Origin of the sequence: Martinezella multihospitum (assembly GCF_900094585.1) — a bacterium.
Taxonomy (GTDB): domain Bacteria; phylum Pseudomonadota; class Alphaproteobacteria; order Rhizobiales; family Rhizobiaceae; genus Rhizobium; species Rhizobium multihospitium.
Genome location: NZ_FMAG01000004.1, coordinates 342,985 through 359,548 on the forward strand (window position 1 = coordinate 342,985; position 16,564 = coordinate 359,548).

Sequence of the window (16,564 nt, forward strand, 5' to 3'; positions counted from 1 at the left end):
CAGCCGCAGTCTTCGAGGGATCAGAGAAGGATCGATTCCACCGGCTTAGGCATTTCCGGGAGATCGTCCTCCCCTAAGGCCTCTCTCAAGGTAATCTCGATCGACTTGGCGATCGCAGCAATCGGCAGGTCATTGGGCATGGTTCCGAATGGCATCTCCAGCTCGTCGCCAAGCGCATCCAGCCCGAAAAACGTATAGGCAATGATGCCTGCGGCCAGCGGTGTAATCGGCCCGAGCATATTGGCGAGACCGAACGGCAAGAGAAAGCAGAAGAGGTAGGCGGTTCTGTGAAGCAGGAGCGTGTAACCGAACGGAACGGGCGTGTTGCGAAGACGCTCGCAGCCAGCGATGACTTCATTCATGCCCGAGATGGTGCGGTCGAGGATGCTGAACTCAATGTCGGTGACATAGCCTTTGGCAGAAAGGCCGGCGAGACATCCGCCCATCAATTGCAGGATATAGTTGGGCGAATTGGATGCCTTGAGAAGCCTGGCTCTTTCTTCATTCGAGAGCAGGGTTTCGACATTGTCGCCTAACCGATCTCCGTAACGCAGGTGGCGCACGAGATCCTCGACAAGGACGATGTTCAGCCGGATCAGCCTTTCGCGCTCTCTGATCGCCTGATCGCCGCTCTGCAGCAAAATGACTGTCTGGCGGGCAAGGTCGCGGCTATGCGCAAGAAGATGGCCCCAGAGCCTTCGCCCCTCCCACCAGCGATCGTAGCAGGCATTGTTGCGAAACCCGAGAAAAATGGAAAGCGTCAGGCCGATCAGGTAAAACGGCGCCCCGTCGACCAGCGGAACGAGCGTGGGGTGTCGCGTGTGTGCCCATACGACAATAGCCGACATGAACATGACGATCAGGACGCGGGGATAGATGCGTCTGATCACCGATCCTCGAATCTCAAGGAAGAGACGGAGCAGGTTCGGAGTTTCTCGGACGATCATGTCTTAACCTGATTGCAGTGGAATTGCGTGTTGCTGCGAAGAGGAATGACCTCACTGCAGCAAGGGCGAACGAGACTGCTTCATCTGGCCTCTCACTCCAGGTTCGCCCAGCAAGAACCGTACCATTTCTTGCGGATAGCATTGTCAAAGACTTAGCAAGAGAACTCGCCGCAAAACGGACAAATTGTCCGGCGGATTAGGACAAAATGTCCATGGAAAACAATGGGATAACGTGTTTTACTGATCGCACTGATACACTTGCGGAGTGCGGGTCATGAGTGACAAGAAAGCGCAGTATAAGAGCTATCACCATCCGGCCGGCGGATGGGGTGCCGCGGCCGCGACAGCGAAGGTGCTGCTGGAGCAAAGTGTCGTGACCAAGGGGTCGCGCGCGCTTCTTGCCATGAACCAGCCCGGTGGTTTCAAATGTCCAAGCTGCGCCTTCCCGGATGCCGACTGCAAGAAGACGCTCGAATTCTGTGAAAACGGCGCAAAGGCGCTGGCGCATGAGGCGACCAAATTTCGGGTCACGCGAGACTTCTTTGCCGCGCACACGGTCTCCGAGCTCATGGAGCAGTCGGACTACTGGCTGGAGATGCAAGGCCGTTTGACGGAGCCGATGCGCTACGACGCCGCGACAGACAAATATGTGCCCTGCGACTGGGATACCGCCTTCGCAACGATTGGCAAGCATCTGAGATCGCTTGAGAGCCCGCATCAGGCCGAATTTTATACCTCTGGGCGTACACCGAACGAAGCCGCTTTTCTCTACGCCATCTTCATCCGGGCGTTCGGCACCAACAATTTTCCCGACTGTTCCAACATGTGTCACGAGCCCACCAGCCGCGGTCTGCCACCATCGATCGGCGTCGGCAAAGGCACGGTGATCCTCGAGGATTTCGAACATGCCGAGGCGATCTTCGTCATCGGGCAGAACACCGGCACGAACTCGCCGCGCATGATGACGAATCTGGTTGAGGCGCGAAAGCGCGGCGTTCCGATCGTCGCCGTCAATCCCATGCCGGAACGTGCGCTGATACGCTTCACCGAACCGCAGGATATGATCCAGATGGCGACATTCGGCTCCACGCCGATCGCCAGCGAATTCGTCCATATGAAGATCGGCGGCGACCTCGCTTTTCTGAAAGGCATCATGCGGGTGATGTTCGAGCGCGAAGCCAAGGGCGAAACGATCCTCGACCATGACTTCATCGCGAAGCACACCGTTGGTCTCGATGCCATTCGCGACGAGGTTATGACCCATGATTGGCCCGAGCTTGTCGAGGCGTCTGGGCTGGATGAAGACCAGATCCGCCGCTGCGCCGAAATCTATATTCGTTCGCGAGCAACGATGATTTGTTACGGCATGGGCCTGACCCAGCATCAGGATGGGTCGCGCCTGTTGCAACAGGTTGCAAATCTGCTGTTGCTGAAGGGCAATTTCGGAAAGCCGGGAGCCGGTATTTCGCCTATCCGCGGACATTCGAACGTTCAGGGCGATCGCACGGTTGGGATCGATGAGAAGCCGACGCAGGATTATCTCGACCGCGTTCGGGACGTTTTCGGTTTCGAACCGCCTCGCGACCACGGCCATCATACGGTTGAATCCGTGGAGGCGATGGAGAACGGGACCGCCAAAGTCTTCATCGGCATGGGTGGAAACTTCGTTCGCGCGATCCCCGATACCGAGCGATCCTATGCGGCCATGAGCAAGCTTGCGCTCACCGTCGGGATTACCACCAAGCTCAATCGCGGCCACCTCGTTCACGGCAAGGAGGCGCTGATTCTTCCGGTGATTGCCAGGTCGGAATGGATATCTACGTCGGCCGGCGAACAGTTCGTAACGATCGAAGATTCCATGTCGAACGTCACGGCTTCGCGTGGCGTGCTGACGCCGGCCAGCGAGCATCTGAAGCCGGAGGTGGAGATCGTATGCCGCATGGCAATGGCGACGCTTCCCGATTGTAAGGTTCCGTGGGAGACCTATATCCACGACTACAACCTGATCCGTGACAAGATCGCGGCCGTCTATCCGGAAATCTACACGGACTTCAACGAAAAGATCAAAAATCCCAAGGGCTTCCACCTGGACGTTCCGCCGCGTCGGCTTGTCTGGCCCACATCGAATGGCAAGGCAAATTTTCTTCTATTGCCTGGCTTGGAAGTGAACGCACCGGTCGCGGACCCTGCCATGCTGCGGCTTGCGACCGTGCGCTCGCACGACCAGTTCAACACGACCATCTACAGCTACAACGATCGCTATCGCGGCGTCTACAACGACCGCATGGTCCTGTTCATGAACGAGGACGATCGAAAGCAACGCAATCTCGAAGCGGGCGCACGCATCTCCCTGGAGACGATTACCGACGACGGGGTTCAGCGCCGGGTCGATGGCCTCACCGTACTGGATTACCCGATGCCGCGCGGTTCGGTCGCCGGTTACTACCCTGAACTCAATCCGCTTCTGCCGCTCGAATATTACGACAAGATCAGCGGCACTCCGGCGGCGAAGTCCATCCCCGTCAGGGTACTAGCGGCATAGAAAAACACCAGGAGCGGTCACTTTCAACTCGATCTTTAGTGAGGGAGACGGACGTTGCTTGAGAACCTAGACCCGGTCATCCTAGCGAGAGCCCAGTTCGCATTCACTGTCTCGTTCCATTTCATGTTTCCGGCCTTTTCGATCGGGCTCGCCAGTTTCCTCATGGTGCTCGAAGCGCTCTGGCTGCGAACGGGGGACGGCGTCTACGCCAATCTCTATCGCTACTGGCTGAAAATCTTCGCGGTCGTTTTCGGCATGGGCGTCGTCTCCGGCGTGGTCATGTCCTATCAGTTCGGCACGAACTGGTCCGTATTCTCTCAAAAGGCGGGGCCTATCATCGGTCCGCTGATGGCCTACGAAGTGCTCACGGCATTCTTCCTCGAAGCCGGATTTTTGGGAGTGATGCTCTTTGGAATAAACAAGGTTGGCAAAGGCTTGCACTTCTTTGCCACTTGCATGGTGGCTCTCGGCACGCTCATTTCGGCAACATGGATCCTCTCGGTCAACAGTTGGATGCACACGCCGGCCGGCTTTGAGATCAATGCGAGCGGACAGTTCGTGCCGGGGGGATCATGGCTGCCGATCATATTCAACCCGAGTTTCCCTTATCGTCTGGTGCATACGGTCCTCGCGGCCTACCTGACGACGGCGTTTGTCGTTGGTGGTGTCGGAGCATGGCATCTGCTCAGAGACCATTCCAATCGCGGGGCTCGGAAGATGTTCTCGATGGCGATGTGGATGGCGGCGATCGTCACGCCGATCCAGATTTTCGCCGGCGACGCACATGGTCTCAACACGCTGGAACATCAGCCGGCCAAGATCCTCGCAATGGAAGGTCACTATGAAGCACATGCTGAAGGAGCGCCGCTGATCCTCTTCGGTCTGCCGAGCAATGAAGAAGCGCGGGTCCGCTATGAGATTGCCATACCGCATCTCGGGTCGTTGATCCTCAAGCATGATCCGTTCGCGCCGATGCAAGGACTGAACGACTTTCCCCGTGATCGGTGGCCGCCGGCGCCGATCATCTTCTGGTCGTTCCGCATCATGGTGGCGCTCGGATTTGCGATGCTTGGCATCGGCCTGTGGAGCCTTCTCGCCCGCCACAGACGAAAGCTTTATGAGTGGGCGTGGTTGCATCGCGCCGCCGTGTGCATGGGACCTGCGGGATTTGTCGCCGTGATCGCGGGATGGGTCACGACCGAAGTCGGCCGCCAGCCCTTCACGGTCTACGGACTATTGCGGACGGCGGAATCCCATTCGCCGCTTGCCGCTCCCGCCGTCGCAGTCTCGCTTCTGGCGTTTGTGATCGTTTACTTTTTTGCCTTCGGCTCGGGCATTTTCTATCTGCTGCGGCTGATGTCCAAGCCGCCGGAACCGCATGAAAGCGAGCCGCCCCAGGTCCCACAGCGTGCTGCCGGTATCACGCCCGCCCCAAGTCTCGGCGCCGCGCTGCCTTTGGAGGATTGATCATGACCGAATATCTGGATCTCACCATAGTCTGGGCCATGATCATCGGCTTTGCGGTATTTGCCTACGTCGTCATGGATGGTTTCGACCTTGGGATCGGCATATTGTTCCCGACTTTTGCCGTGGGCGATGAGCGCGATCAGGCGATGAACTCGATCGCGCCCGTCTGGGACGGCAACGAAACATGGCTTGTCCTTGGGGGCGGTGCACTCTTTGCGGCCTTCCCGCTCGCCTATGCGATCATTCTGCCCGCCACCTATCCGCTTGTCATCGCTATGCTGCTGGGATTGGTGTTCCGAGGTGTGGCCTTCGAGTTTCGTTGGCGCCATCCCCGGCACAGGGCATTCTGGGATGCTGCCTTTTCGCTTGGGTCCCTGGTGGCTGCATTCTCGCAGGGCATCATGCTGGGCGCGATCCTGCAGGGGGTCCATGTCGACAATCAGGCCTATGCCGGCGGGTGGCTCGACTGGTTGAGCCCCTTCAGTCTCCTCACCGGTGTCGCGCTGGTGATCGGATATGCGTTGCTCGGGGCTTCATGGCTGGTCTGGAAGACGGAAAGCACCAGCCTGGCCAATGCCCGCAAATTGGCCTTCTGGCTCGGTATCGCAACGCTTGTTTCTCTTGCGGCGGTGAGCATTGCCACTCCCTTTCTCACCTACGACTATTGGCGCCGCTGGTTCGCAATGCCGGGCGTGCTGCTGACGGCACAGGTTCCGCTTCTCGTCATGATCTCCGCCGCCCTGTTTTTCTGGAGCCTTAGGCGCGGCATGGAACGGGTGCCGTTCGTCATGGCGCTGGCAATATTCCTGCTGGGGTTTGCCGGGCTCGGTATCAGTATCTATCCCTATATCGTGCCGCGATCAGTAACGATATGGGATGCTGCCGCGCCGCCACAGAGCCAATGGTTCATGCTGGTCGGGGCGATGATTATCATCCCGATAATCCTGATCTACACAGCGTGGGCCTATTGGGTTTTCCGCGGTAAGGCGGGCGTGCATGGGTATCACTGATGCAGGCTGAAACCTCCTCGATCTGGAAGCGTCTGGGGTGGATGATCGCAATCTGGGCTGCCAGCGTGATGTCTCTGGCCGTCGTTGCGTTCCTGCTTCGGCTCATCCTGAAAATTGATAGCTAACCTGTGCGGTAGTCAGCCGGACTCTTGCGAAAGTGTTTGCGTGTGGATGACGATTTGAAGACCTATTTACGAAATTGCTCTGCCGGCGGCAGCGGCATGCCGATCAGCCCCGACATGGCCGCCGCCAGGGCAAGTGCTCTCGTCCTGCCAGTGATGAAATCGGAACGCCTCGAGCTCTTGGCCGCAATGGGTCGAATACTGGCGCGGGTGCCCGTAGCTGAAACCGCCGTGCCGCCGTTCGACAATTCCGCCATGGATGGTTATGCGATCAATGCCGGCGAACTGATCGGTACCGGTCCATGGACAGTGCCGATTATCGGCATAGCGGCCGCAGGAACAATTGTCCGACCAGAACCAGGCACCTGCCGGGCCATTCGCATCCTCACCGGAGCAGCCCTTCCATCAGGCTTCGACACGGTCATCATGCAAGAGCGGTGTGAGCGCAAGGGCGATACGGTGACCATCTTCGAGCGGCCTCGACCCGGGCAGAATGTCAAAAGGGCAGGGGAGGACGTTCAGGAGGGACAGGCTTTGCTCGAAATCGGTGACGTGTTGACACCGGAACGCCTGCCGCTTCTTGCCGGAGCCGGCGTTGCGAGTGTCGAGGTGTTTCGAAGAATTCGGGTGGCGGTCCTATGCACGGGATCCGAGCTAAGGTCTGCTGGCGAGCCGCTAGGGGCCGGCCAGATCTATAATTCGAACGGGATTCTTGTCAGCGCAATGTTGCGGGAACATGCTTGGATCGAGGTGGAAGAGCTGGGCATTGTCCGAGACAATCGACAACTGATAACGGAGATCATTCAAAAGGCTGCGCGGAACTATGACGTGACGATCACCACTGGAGGCGTCTCCGCGGGTGACGAGGATCATGTCGCAGCCGCGGTGATTGAAAGCGGCGGCTCGCTGGATGTCGTGAAGGTCGCGATGCGGCCCGGCAAACCGCTGAAGATCGGTCGCATCGGGATCAGCCTTTTTGCCGGCCTGCCTGGGAACCCGAATGCGGCACTGGTCTGCCTGCGATACATCGTTCTCCCTGCCTTGCGCAAAATGGCGGCCAAGAGCGAATTCGGTACAAAATGGTTTCCCGCGATCTCTGCCTCCACGTATCCCAAGAGGGCAGATCGAACTGAATTCGTGCCGTTTCGCACCGTGGGCCACAATCCGAATGGCCTTCCGCTTATTGTGTTCTTGGGACAAGGCTCATCCGCAAGCCTTTCGGCGATTGCAATGGCTGAAGGCATTGCCCGATTACCAAGCGAGCTCTCGACAATGGAGCCGGGTGTTCGGATTGATGTGGACTTTTTCAGACGCAGTTAGTGTGGCGATCGAAATCGAGCCTATGTGATTTCCTGATCGTTTTGATACCGAATGGTTCAACAATGGAACGTGCTTCGTCGATGATGCAATTCTTAAGTCCGGATCGAATTTCGGGCGCTCTCTTGCTGGCTGCGTTCTTCATCGCTCAGGGCCTGATCCTGTCCTGGCTTGTGCGAAAAGTCCTCCAGGCTGTGCTGCGTCATGATCAGACTGCCCGCGTCGATGAGATCACCCTCTCGTTCTTGAGCCATCTTGCGGTCCTGCTGATCTGGGTATTGCTGGCAACATCTTACGCCCATGTGATCCCTGCCTTGAACAAGCTCGGCACCGCCTTGCTGGCCGGTGTAAGTTTGGCGTCGGTGATCGTCGGCTTTGCTGCACAGGCTACCTTGGGAAATCTTGTTTCCGGGATCAGCCTTGTTCTTTACAAGCCGTTCCGGCGCGGCGATCGTCTGCAAATAAAGGCTCCGACGGGCCTCGAAGTGGGCGAGGTGGAGGATATCTCGCTCGGCTATACGATTCTTCGAACCGACGATCAGCGGCAGATCATCATCGCCAATTCGACCATGGCGCAACAAACGATGATCAAGTTGTCGCAAGCTTCTTCGGAGAGCTCCCCGAAAACTTGAGCATGCGAAAACGGAAACGAAGCCGGCGATGAGGTTCGGCTTTACGCGCAGCCATGCTTTTCCAGGAAGGAAGGTCGTGTCCGAAGATGACGACCGCCTGGGTTCTTGTGCCCAGGACATTTTGGCCGTGCCGGTTTCGATAAATTGTCCTTCGCAGATATTATGTACATCATAAGATATTGATTTATAACAATTAACATAATGGCACGCCATTTGCTTATGGAATGTTGCAGAGCTTTCGCCCCTTGGGAAGCCAACCGGGATTGATGTTGATCGACGCATCCAACGAGATGACAGCGCGCGGCATCGGCCCTTGCTTTCCGTTCGGCATCGTCGATGCGCAGCGGTCGCAATGATACTTCCGTCGCGGGAGCCCGCCCGTCTCCCGATCCCCATGATCGTCTGCTCGGGATGAAACTAAATTCGGCACAGAAAGGATGATACAATGTCCAAGGATCACGACAGAGCATCGCATGGATCGCAGGACGCCCGGCGTCATAAGATCGATCATCAAACGCGCGATCAATGGCTTGACAGAGATTCCGGTCTCCAGGCCGCGTGGCGTACCTCCAGGCTATCGCGTGATGAGTTCATCCGACGCAATGAAGGTCTGATCGACAAGGTTATTGCCGAAAGCCGCGATCAGGACTGATAGAGATATCGACCCTGATCCAAATCCGATACGCCACGAGATAACCTTCGCCGCCTGCGACGATCCAGGCAATGCCGATCGACAAGCGTGAAGCCAGCGGCGAAGATCGGCGATGTCATCAAAACAGCGAGTTGACCATTCGCGCTGCGTTTTCGCCAATCTTGCGAAACGGCGACCGTGTTTTCCAGGTCGCCAGATCCAGAACGTCTGACTTTTGCATATAACCTTGCTGGATGGCATCGACACGTTCAATGGAATCCGCGTCGTAAAGGAGCAGGCTGACTTCCTCGTTCAACTGAAAAGAACGCAGATCGACATTGCTCGATCCCACGATGGCGAGTGTACCGTCGATGCTGACATTCTTCGCATGCAATAGATAATCACGATAGAGGTGGATTTTGATGCCGGCGACAAGCAGATCCTCGTAATAGGAGCTCTGGGATAGTCTGACGAGCCGCTGGTCGACCACTTTCGACAGGATGATATCGACGGTTACACCGCGAACGACGGCCGTTCGTAGCGCTCCGAGAATATCTTCATCAGGAATGAAGTATGGCGTCACGAGGACGACGCGCTCCCGCGCCTGATGGATCTGCCAAACCAGCAAGGATTCAAATCCCTCCAGCCGATAATCCTCTCCGCTTGGCAGGAGCTGAGCCCGAGCTGACCCGGCCTGTTGAGGGCGAGCTTGGCTTTTCACGGGCAACACTCCCGTCTCCATACTCCAATCGCCTCTTACGACAGCGTCCATGGCCGCCACGACCGGCCCTTGCGACCGGACGACCAGTTCATGGTTCGTGATCCCCTTGCGAAAGTCTTTTGCGACCAGGTTCTGCGAGCCGGCGTATCCGATCTTGCCATCGATGACGAAAAGCTTGCGGTGATTGCGCATGTCGCCTCGAGAGCGAAACTTGATGAAGCGCAACGGAAGGGCTTCGCGAACCTGCACTCCCTGGGCATGAAGCATACGCAATGTGCCGAGCCGCCATCGATGCGATCCGACCGGATCGAACATGACCCTGACCTCGACACCGCGGACTTTCGCACGTCCGAGCGCATCTGCAATTCGCTGGCCGACGGTATCGTCTGCAAATATATAGACCAGCAAGTGAACGGAAGACGTCGAGGCATCGATATCCTCCACAAGCTTGTCTATCACCGCATCGTAATCGTCGATCAGTTCAACCCTGTTTCCGTCCACCGCGGGAAACCGGCCGAGAGCGGTTGCAAGTTCGGCGACCGGCTGCTTCGCCTCCAGAAATGCCTGGAAAGGTCGCACGGTATCGACCGTTGCGTCAAAGAATGGTTGGAGAGATTGAAACCGGGCCTTCCGCCATCCTGGAAAGCGATCGTTGCCGATAGCGAGGAACAGAATAAGTCCGGGGATAGGCAGAAAGAAAATCAGTAGTAGCCATGCTCGGGCAGACGAGGGAGAGCGGCGTTGCGGGATGACGACAAGCGCACCCAGACGCACTACCCATTCGGCACTCAAGAGCAGTAACTCGTAACTCAGCTTCATATGCGCCCCGTTGATACGGCGTTATATGCCGAGCCAGCGGCCCAGCGTGGAAGCAGACGTTCCACGATCGAATTTCTGCATAAATAGCTAGTAAAATCAAATAATTCGTCGAGGTTGAGCGTCGTTTCAATCGGACATTTTGGCCTGAAAATCGGGACACTTTGTCCGTGAGGACCAATGTCGATCAAGTAACTGTTTGATTTTCTGAACTTGCCGAAATGGCACGAGCGTTGCTCTATAAACAATGCGACACGAACGGAACGAAAATACAGTGGGAGATTGCTATGCGAATAGACCACGCTTTTCTTTTTGACCTCGACGGTACGCTGGTCGATAGCGTCTACCAACATGTCCTTGCATGGAAGGAGGCGCTCGATGAAGAGGGCATCGACCTTTCAGTCTGGCGGATTCATCGGAAAATCGGAATGAGCGGGGGATTGTTCACCAACCAGCTCCTTCGAGAGACTGGCATAGAGATTACGGACGAGCTGAACGAGCGGCTTCGACATCTCCATGCCGAGGCATATCGGCGACTGGGTCACAAAATCCGTCCCTTGCCAGGCGCCACCGAACTTTTGCGCTGGTTGGCGGATGCCGGGATTCCCTTTGCGATAGCGACCAGCGGTCGGATGGAGACCGCCGCTGTCAACATTGCCGCGCTCGGGGTGGACGCCTCGTCGTTTCCCGTCATCACCCGCGATATGGTCAAATATGCCAAGCCTGATCCGGACCTGTTCCTTGCAGCGGCGGACGCGCTCGGCGTCGATATTGGAAAAGCAGTCGTCGTCGGGGATAGCATCTGGGACATGCTTGCGGCCGTGCGCGCAAGGGCACTGGGCGTCGGTCTCTTGAGTGGCGGTTACGGGCGGGAAGAACTCCGGGATGCGGGTGCGATCCGTGTCTATGACGACCCGGCAGATCTCCTGCTCCATATTGACGAAGTCGGGGGGCGGCGATGAGTGCAGCCGAGGACCCAAGACTCTATCTCGACGCAGATGGGCTGATGTTGCCCATCGAGCCGGGTGATCTGGCGCTTCGTGACAAATACGAGGCACTGATCCGTGAGGATTACGCCCGTTGTCATCCCGGGGATACCTTGGAATGGCTTAAACATAGGGCGCGTTTCTCCAAGCAGGATCAAGGGTTGTTATATGATTGGATGGCCGTGGCTGCCCGAAAGGCACGGCAGATGGGTTGGGTGTCCTGAAGATTTATGCTGAGCGGCAAGCGGTTGCGAGCCATCATGTCGTGTTCGCAGCGGGACATTGCTCACTTGTCGTCTGCATTCGCACGTGGATCTAAGTGCCGACCAAACCTGCTCACCACTTGGGACGATCGGGGTCAGTTGTGTGGTGCATTGTACGGATATTTCGACTTATTGGCTAACCAGTTCAAAGGGTCGCAAGTCGTTATCATTTTGCATATTTTGATATCAAAGTCATCATTTCCTCAGAGGTGATATCAATGCCGGCGGTCACTATTCGAAATCTTTCTGACGAAACACACCGTGCGCCGTGCCTGCGGGCGGCTCATCATGGCCGAAGTACTGAGGCTGAGATCCGTGACATTATTGAGGCAGCTGTTCGTCCCCTGAACGTGTTAAGCTTGGCTCTTTGCTAGCGGCTATCGGTCGCGACGCTGAGCTTTCCGACCGAGACGTTGAAGCACTGCAGAAAGGTCGCGATAAGACACCTGCGGAACCGATGATCTTCGAATGATTTTGTTGGGTAACAATGTTATTTCCGAGCCGTGGAAACCGGTTCCTGATGAGGCGGTGGTTGCCTAGTTGGATGCCCAAGCTATCGAAACGCTGTTCATTTCCGCCATTACAATTGCTGAACTTCGCTTCGAGATCGCTGCTATGCCTTCAGGGAAACGGCAAACCATTCTCCGCGACCGCCTTGAGGGCGAGGTGTTGCCTCACTTTTCGGAGCGCATCCTGTCCTTCAATCTGGCGACTTCGCAGTCTTATTCAGAATTGATGGCACGCGCTCGAGTATCTGGAAAAGCGATTGGCACAGCTGATGGCTATATTGCTGCAACGGCAGCAGCTCATCGCCCCGCGATAGCAACTCGCGACACAAACCTGTTCGAGGCGGCTGGAATGAAAGTGATCAATCCCTGGCTTCGATAATGGCGGGGTAGATTTAGATGTCCCGGATTCATCTTGGTTCAAGAGCGTTAGGCCGCTACGCGGTGAAAGTTCGCTAGGTGAATGACGGAGTAGAGGGATCGACTCCGTCAACGACGATGTATTGTACGCTAAAGCGGGTGGAAAAATGATTTAGTTGAATAGGCTCGGCACTCCCAAAGCCGTTATTCCAATTGCTCTCGTGCAAAGGCGATCAAGCTTTCAACGTGACCGGCTACGGCAAGACGGGTTCGTTCGACATCGCCGCATTCCAATGCCTCAATTATCAGCAGATGTTCCGTCGAGTCCGGCTTGAGCCGGTCCTTCAACCGATCGATTTCGAACAGGCGTGTGGTAGCACGCAATTCCCGCAAGACCTTTGCCATCACGGCATTGGCGCAATGGTCGATGATGAGATTGTGCAGATTGTCGTCCGATACCCAATGGGCATCTGTGTGATAGGTCGTCGCGTCGAGAAGATCGCTGATTTCTCGCCTGACGACGATCAGCTGTCTGCGCGGGATGTTGGGGATTGCCAGCACGGCCGCTTCGGGCTCGATCAATAGTCTCAGTCGCAGGCTTTGCAGATATTCGCCGATATCGACACGGCGAACAATATAGTTGCGGCCGTCGCCCTTTCGCACCGAACCTTCGCCTTCCAGCCGCTGCAGGGCTTCGCGCAAGGGGGTGCGGGAAATACCCAGCGCCTCGGCGAGTTTGGCTTCTACGATGACCTGACCACCTTTCAGCCGACGGTGGCGGATCATATCCGACACCGCCTTATATGCGAGCGAGGCGAGATTGTGCTGTCCGCTGGTTGAAGTGGCATCCTGCATGGTTGAAATGTCGCTCACCTTTTCCTCGCTCTGCGCCTCACCGGCATCTTTGACAATGGCCGGCTTTCCTTGCCGCAATTGGTGTTACATATGATAGCTGAACTCGGGAAGAAGCAAAAAGGGGATGCATGGACGACCGGATGAACGATGCGGCTGAGGAAAGCCTGGCTGAGGAAACCTATCGGCTGCTTCTGGCGGAAATTCTCTCGGCCCGGCTTGCGGGTGGATCGGTGGTGCAGCAAAGGCGGCTGGCGACCCGATATGAGGTATCCCGGTCTCCGATGCGCCATGCTCTGGGTCGTCTTGAAGGCGAGGGACTGCTTGTTCGGAACGACAAGGGCGTATTGTGCGTGCGTGTCATTACGTTGAAGGATTATCTCGACAGTCTTGCTATGCGCATGTTGCTGGAACCCAGCGCGGCCGCGGTAGCGGCGGGGCGCATGCCGGCGGCGACATTGCATTCGCTGGAAGCGATGCTCGATACGATCGAGGCCGATGCCGAGCCGGATCCGGAATTTGTCTGGCAATTCGACGACGCCTTGCACATGTCGATTGCCGATGCGAGCGGCAACGGCTTCATGGCGGCAACGATCAGCGAGATGCGCCGCTATACCACGATCTTCGAGCGGCAGATGGCTGTCGTCCGGGCCAAGCCCGGCGTTGCCGAGCATCGCGGCATTCTTGCCGCCCTGGCGGGCAGCGATTCCGAGGCCGCGCGTCAAGCGATGATGCGTCATCTCGAGGCGGTTCGCCAAGGCGTTCTCACAAATTTCTGACGGCAATCGAGTCATCTCTTGCATCGATGGGAAAGTGTTGTATAAAACTGGGATCCCAGATGAATGCAAGTATCTGGGCATAACAAAAATAACTCCAGAGGTCAGCATGTTTCGGTTTTCAATGTCACGCGGCTTGCTTGCCGCTTCGCTTCTATCCTTGACGACGTCAGTCGCTCTTGCCCAGTCATGCACGCCGAAGGTCGCGGCAGGCGATCTGATAACGCCCGGCAAACTCGTCATGTCGACGAACCCGACGTTGCCACCCCTGCAATTCGTCGATTCCAGCGGCGACCTGAAGGGCATGCGCATCGAACTTGGCACCGAGATTGCCAAACGCCTTTGCCTTGAGCCCGAATATATTCGTATCGAGTTTTCGGCCATGGTGCCGGGTCTGCAATCCGGCCGCTGGGACATGATCGACACCGGCATCTTCTTTACCGAAGAGCGCGTCAAGATCATGCAGATGATCCCTTACGAGGACCAGGCGATCAGCGTGTCCGTCGCGCCGGGTTACGACAAGAAAATCACCGGCAAGGACGATTTGGCCGGCATGACGATCGGCGTGGAAATCGGCGGGTTTGAGGAAACCAAGACGCGTCTGCTTGACAAGGAACTGCGGGATGCGGGCAAGCCGGGCCTGACGATCCAGACCTTTGACAATTTCGCGCTCGCCTACCAGGCTCTTCGCGCCGGTCAGGTTCAAGGCGTGGTCTCGATCGATGCCGTTGCGAAAGACTATGATTCTCGCGGCGACTTCAAGCGTGCTTTGAGCGGCCTTTATCCAGCTCCCGTTGCCCTTGCCTTCAAGAGCTCCAAGCTTGCCGATGCCGTTTCGGCGACCTTGAAGGAGATGAAGGCCGACGGTTCGTTGAAGACGTTGTTTGATAAGTATGGCTTGCCCATGGTGGCGGGTGACTATTCCGTGAAGGGGCCTGGTCGCTGATCGGATTGATCGGTCCATTGGAACGGTTGCGCGCGGCCAGGCCGCGCGCTTCGAACGGAAGGTTACGCTCATGCAGCTTTGGAGCTGGTCGGGTTTCTTCGGATACCTCTTCAACCCCTTCATTCTCGGGGGTGTCTTCACCACCATATGGCTGACGGTCGTCTCGTTAAGTGCCGGCTTGATCCTCGGATTTACCTTGGCATTGATGCGGCGTTCGCGGGCACGCTTGGTTCAGCTGGTTGCCAAGGCCTATATCTGGTTGTTTCGCGGCACGCCGCTTCTGGTCCAGCTGATCGCCATCTATACGGCACTGCCGCAGTTCGGCATCCGCTTTTCCGTCATCGAGGCAGCGCTGATCGGGCTTGCGCTCAATGAGGCTGCCTACCTTGCGGAGATTATACGCGCAGGCATCGAAGCCGTTCCCGAAGGACAGGCGAGAGCCGCCAGGGCGCTCGGCATGACCGAGCGGCAGATCATGCGCCATATCGTCATGCCGCAGGCATTTAAGGTGATCATTCCGCCGCTCGGGAATTCGGTCAACGGTCTTCTCAAAACGACCTCGGTGACCTCGGTCATCTCCATGGAGGAGCTTCTGCGCCGCACCCAGGTCCTCATCCAGGAGCGCTTCATGGTGCTGGAGCTCTTCTCGGTAGCTGCCATCTACTACCTCCTTTTGACCACGCTCTGGGACTTTTTCCAGAGCCACATCGAGAAACGTTTCGGTCAGGCAGACTCCCGGCTGTCCATGACGGAAAAGCGCTAGAAGCAGGAAATCGACATGACCAAGAAATTTCGCGGCGTCTATACCGTGATGATCACGCCGCTGGACGAGCATGGCGCAGTAGACCTGAAAGAGCTTGCCGCCTTTACCGACTGGCAGGTTCGCCAGGGCATTCACGGGCTGATACCGTTGGGATCGACAGGAGAATTTCTCTCGCTTAGTGAGGACGAGCGCGATGGCGTCGCACGCACGGTGATCGAAACCGTGGCCGGCCGTGTTCCGGTCCTGATTGGTACCGGCGCGGAGGACACGCGCGAATGTGTTCGTCTGAGCCGCAAGGCGGAAACGATGGGCGCAGACGGAGTCATGATCATCCCGCCTTTTTATTCGACCCCGACCGACGACGAACTGGTGCACCACTATCGCACCGTTGCATCATCGATCTCCATTCCCATCATGGTCTACAACAATCCCGCGACGGCCAATGTCGACCTGAAGCCGGAGCTGGTCGAGCGGATCGCCGAAATCGACGGCTGTGACTATATCAAGGAGTCGACGCTGGAGGTGACGCGCGTGCGTGATATCATCCGGCTTGCCGGCGACAATATGACGGTTTTCGGCGGCATTCTCGGCTTCGAATCCTTCGTCATGGGCGCACAGGGCTGGGTGGCGGTCGCTTCCAACATCGCTCCTGGGCCGATGGCGCGCATTTTCGAACTGGTGGCCGACGAAAAGAAGATCGACGAGGCCCGCGCGCTTTATCTGCATTGGCTGCCGATCATTCAGGCCGTCGGCGGGCAGGCCTATGTCGCCGGTTCGAAGTCGCTGTTGCGGCATATGGGTTTTGGCGCTGGTGCGCCGCGCCCGCCGCGACTGCCTCTGCCCGCCGAACAGGATGCGGCCATGAAAAAACTGGTTCAGGATTTTGGCCTGAAATTCGACGCCTGAG

16 protein-coding genes and 2 pseudogenes are annotated in these 16,564 nt (G+C 57.1%); 15 read left to right on the forward strand and 3 right to left on the reverse strand.

All coding sequences use genetic code 11. The features are described 5' to 3' along the window. Nucleotides 1–20 precede the first annotated feature (20 nt). The gene (locus GA0061103_RS17740; protein ID WP_092713369.1) at nt 21–947 is read right to left on the reverse strand and encodes a bestrophin family protein; all 927 of its coding nucleotides are present in this window, start codon (nt 945–947) and stop codon (nt 21–23) included. A 274-nt stretch (nt 948–1,221) separates the two neighbouring features. On the opposite strand from GA0061103_RS17740, the gene GA0061103_RS17745 reads away from it, so the two are divergent. From GA0061103_RS17745 to GA0061103_RS17775, 7 genes are all read left to right on the forward strand, one after another. Then, a complete protein-coding gene (locus GA0061103_RS17745; protein WP_092713371.1) occupies nt 1,222–3,489 on the forward strand; it encodes an FdhF/YdeP family oxidoreductase in 2,268 nt (755 codons plus the stop codon). Nucleotides 3,490–3,543: 54 nt separating this feature from the next. Next, nucleotides 3,544–4,956, forward strand: a complete 1,413-nt coding sequence (locus GA0061103_RS17750) for a cytochrome ubiquinol oxidase subunit I (protein ID WP_092713373.1) — start codon at nt 3,544–3,546, stop codon at nt 4,954–4,956. A 2-nt stretch (nt 4,957–4,958) separates the two neighbouring features. Beyond that, on the forward strand, nt 4,959–5,966 hold the full coding sequence (gene cydB, locus GA0061103_RS17755) for a cytochrome d ubiquinol oxidase subunit II (RefSeq protein WP_092713375.1): 1,008 nt from the start codon (nt 4,959–4,961) through the stop codon (nt 5,964–5,966). Continuing rightward, nucleotides 5,966–6,091, forward strand: coding sequence for a DUF2474 domain-containing protein (locus GA0061103_RS17760; RefSeq protein WP_092713377.1), 126 nt, complete (start codon nt 5,966–5,968; stop codon nt 6,089–6,091). The genes cydB and GA0061103_RS17760 overlap by 1 nt, the downstream gene beginning before the upstream one ends. 54 nt (nt 6,092–6,145) lie before the next feature. After that, entirely contained in the window at nt 6,146–7,408 is a 1,263-nt protein-coding gene (locus GA0061103_RS17765) for a molybdopterin molybdotransferase MoeA (RefSeq protein WP_141694440.1), read from the forward strand. A gap of 62 nt (nt 7,409–7,470) precedes the next feature. Then, on the forward strand, nt 7,471–8,037 hold the full coding sequence (locus GA0061103_RS17770) for a mechanosensitive ion channel family protein (protein WP_245304781.1): 567 nt from the start codon (nt 7,471–7,473) through the stop codon (nt 8,035–8,037). Nucleotides 8,038–8,482: 445 nt separating this feature from the next. Continuing rightward, nucleotides 8,483–8,689 (forward strand): hypothetical protein, encoded by a 207-nt coding sequence (locus tag GA0061103_RS17775; protein WP_092713381.1) that lies wholly within the window; start codon nt 8,483–8,485, stop codon nt 8,687–8,689. A gap of 118 nt (nt 8,690–8,807) precedes the next feature. On the opposite strand, the gene cls is transcribed toward GA0061103_RS17775, so the two are convergent. After that, on the reverse strand, nt 8,808–10,208 hold the full coding sequence (gene cls, locus GA0061103_RS17780; protein ID WP_092713383.1) for a cardiolipin synthase: 1,401 nt from the start codon (nt 10,206–10,208) through the stop codon (nt 8,808–8,810). Nucleotides 10,209–10,492: 284 nt separating this feature from the next. Here cls and GA0061103_RS17785 point away from each other — a divergent pair, with 284 nt between their 5' ends. From GA0061103_RS17785 to GA0061103_RS17800, 4 genes and pseudogenes are all read left to right on the forward strand, one after another. Further along, on the forward strand, nt 10,493–11,167 hold the full coding sequence (locus GA0061103_RS17785; protein ID WP_092714348.1) for an HAD family hydrolase: 675 nt from the start codon (nt 10,493–10,495) through the stop codon (nt 11,165–11,167). After that, nucleotides 11,164–11,415 carry a hypothetical protein gene (locus GA0061103_RS17790; protein ID WP_245304782.1) on the forward strand — a complete coding sequence of 84 codons (252 nt, stop codon included), beginning with the start codon at nt 11,164–11,166 and terminating at the stop codon, nt 11,413–11,415. The genes GA0061103_RS17785 and GA0061103_RS17790 overlap by 4 nt, the downstream gene beginning before the upstream one ends. A 257-nt stretch (nt 11,416–11,672) precedes the next feature. Beyond that, nucleotides 11,673–11,926, forward strand: a pseudogene (locus tag GA0061103_RS35390) (FitA-like ribbon-helix-helix domain-containing protein). Then, nucleotides 11,923–12,342 (forward strand): annotated as a pseudogene (locus GA0061103_RS17800) (PIN domain-containing protein). Before GA0061103_RS35390 ends, GA0061103_RS17800 begins: the two co-directional pseudogenes overlap by 4 nt. Nucleotides 12,343–12,524: 182 nt before the next feature. Here the strand turns inward: GA0061103_RS17800 and GA0061103_RS17805 are convergent. Continuing rightward, entirely contained in the window at nt 12,525–13,175 is a 651-nt protein-coding gene (locus tag GA0061103_RS17805; RefSeq protein ID WP_092714352.1) for a GntR family transcriptional regulator, read from the reverse strand. Nucleotides 13,176–13,303: 128 nt separating this feature from the next. Between GA0061103_RS17805 and GA0061103_RS17810 the strand changes: the two genes are divergently transcribed. The 4 genes from GA0061103_RS17810 to GA0061103_RS17825 all read left to right on the forward strand — a co-directional run bounded on the left by GA0061103_RS17810 (nt 13,304) and on the right by GA0061103_RS17825 (nt 16,563). Next, nucleotides 13,304–13,951 carry a GntR family transcriptional regulator gene (locus GA0061103_RS17810; protein ID WP_092713385.1) on the forward strand — a complete coding sequence of 216 codons (648 nt, stop codon included), beginning with the start codon at nt 13,304–13,306 and terminating at the stop codon, nt 13,949–13,951. Nucleotides 13,952–14,057: 106 nt separating this feature from the next. Further along, nucleotides 14,058–14,894: an ABC transporter substrate-binding protein gene (locus GA0061103_RS17815; RefSeq protein ID WP_092713387.1), complete on the forward strand. Its 837-nt coding sequence runs from the start codon at nt 14,058–14,060 to the stop codon at nt 14,892–14,894. 70 nt (nt 14,895–14,964) lie between these two features. Then, nucleotides 14,965–15,657: an amino acid ABC transporter permease gene (locus GA0061103_RS17820; protein WP_092713389.1), complete on the forward strand. Its 693-nt coding sequence runs from the start codon at nt 14,965–14,967 to the stop codon at nt 15,655–15,657. Between the two features lie 15 nt (nt 15,658–15,672). After that, nucleotides 15,673–16,563, forward strand: a complete 891-nt coding sequence (locus GA0061103_RS17825; RefSeq protein ID WP_092713391.1) for a dihydrodipicolinate synthase family protein — start codon at nt 15,673–15,675, stop codon at nt 16,561–16,563. The last annotated feature ends 1 nt before the right edge of the window (nt 16,564 follow it).

Coding starts and splice junctions, on each gene's coding strand:
- GA0061103_RS17740 (WP_092713369.1), bottom strand. CDS start 947: ATGATCGTCCGAGAAACTCCGAACCTGCTCCGTCTCTTCCTTGAGATT.
- GA0061103_RS17745 (WP_092713371.1), top strand. CDS start 1,222: ATGAGTGACAAGAAAGCGCAGTATAAGAGCTATCACCATCCGGCCGGC.
- cydB (WP_092713375.1), top strand. CDS start 4,959: ATGACCGAATATCTGGATCTCACCATAGTCTGGGCCATGATCATCGGC.
- GA0061103_RS17760 (WP_092713377.1), top strand. CDS start 5,966: ATGCAGGCTGAAACCTCCTCGATCTGGAAGCGTCTGGGGTGGATGATC.
- GA0061103_RS17770 (WP_245304781.1), top strand. CDS start 7,471: ATGGAACGTGCTTCGTCGATGATGCAATTCTTAAGTCCGGATCGAATT.
- GA0061103_RS17775 (WP_092713381.1), top strand. CDS start 8,483: ATGTCCAAGGATCACGACAGAGCATCGCATGGATCGCAGGACGCCCGG.
- cls (WP_092713383.1), bottom strand. CDS start 10,208: ATGAAGCTGAGTTACGAGTTACTGCTCTTGAGTGCCGAATGGGTAGTG.
- GA0061103_RS17785 (WP_092714348.1), top strand. CDS start 10,493: ATGCGAATAGACCACGCTTTTCTTTTTGACCTCGACGGTACGCTGGTC.
- GA0061103_RS17790 (WP_245304782.1), top strand. CDS start 11,164: ATGAGTGCAGCCGAGGACCCAAGACTCTATCTCGACGCAGATGGGCTG.
- GA0061103_RS17805 (WP_092714352.1), bottom strand. CDS start 13,175: ATGCAGGATGCCACTTCAACCAGCGGACAGCACAATCTCGCCTCGCTC.
- GA0061103_RS17810 (WP_092713385.1), top strand. CDS start 13,304: ATGGACGACCGGATGAACGATGCGGCTGAGGAAAGCCTGGCTGAGGAA.
- GA0061103_RS17815 (WP_092713387.1), top strand. CDS start 14,058: ATGTTTCGGTTTTCAATGTCACGCGGCTTGCTTGCCGCTTCGCTTCTA.
- GA0061103_RS17820 (WP_092713389.1), top strand. CDS start 14,965: ATGCAGCTTTGGAGCTGGTCGGGTTTCTTCGGATACCTCTTCAACCCC.
- GA0061103_RS17825 (WP_092713391.1), top strand. CDS start 15,673: ATGACCAAGAAATTTCGCGGCGTCTATACCGTGATGATCACGCCGCTG.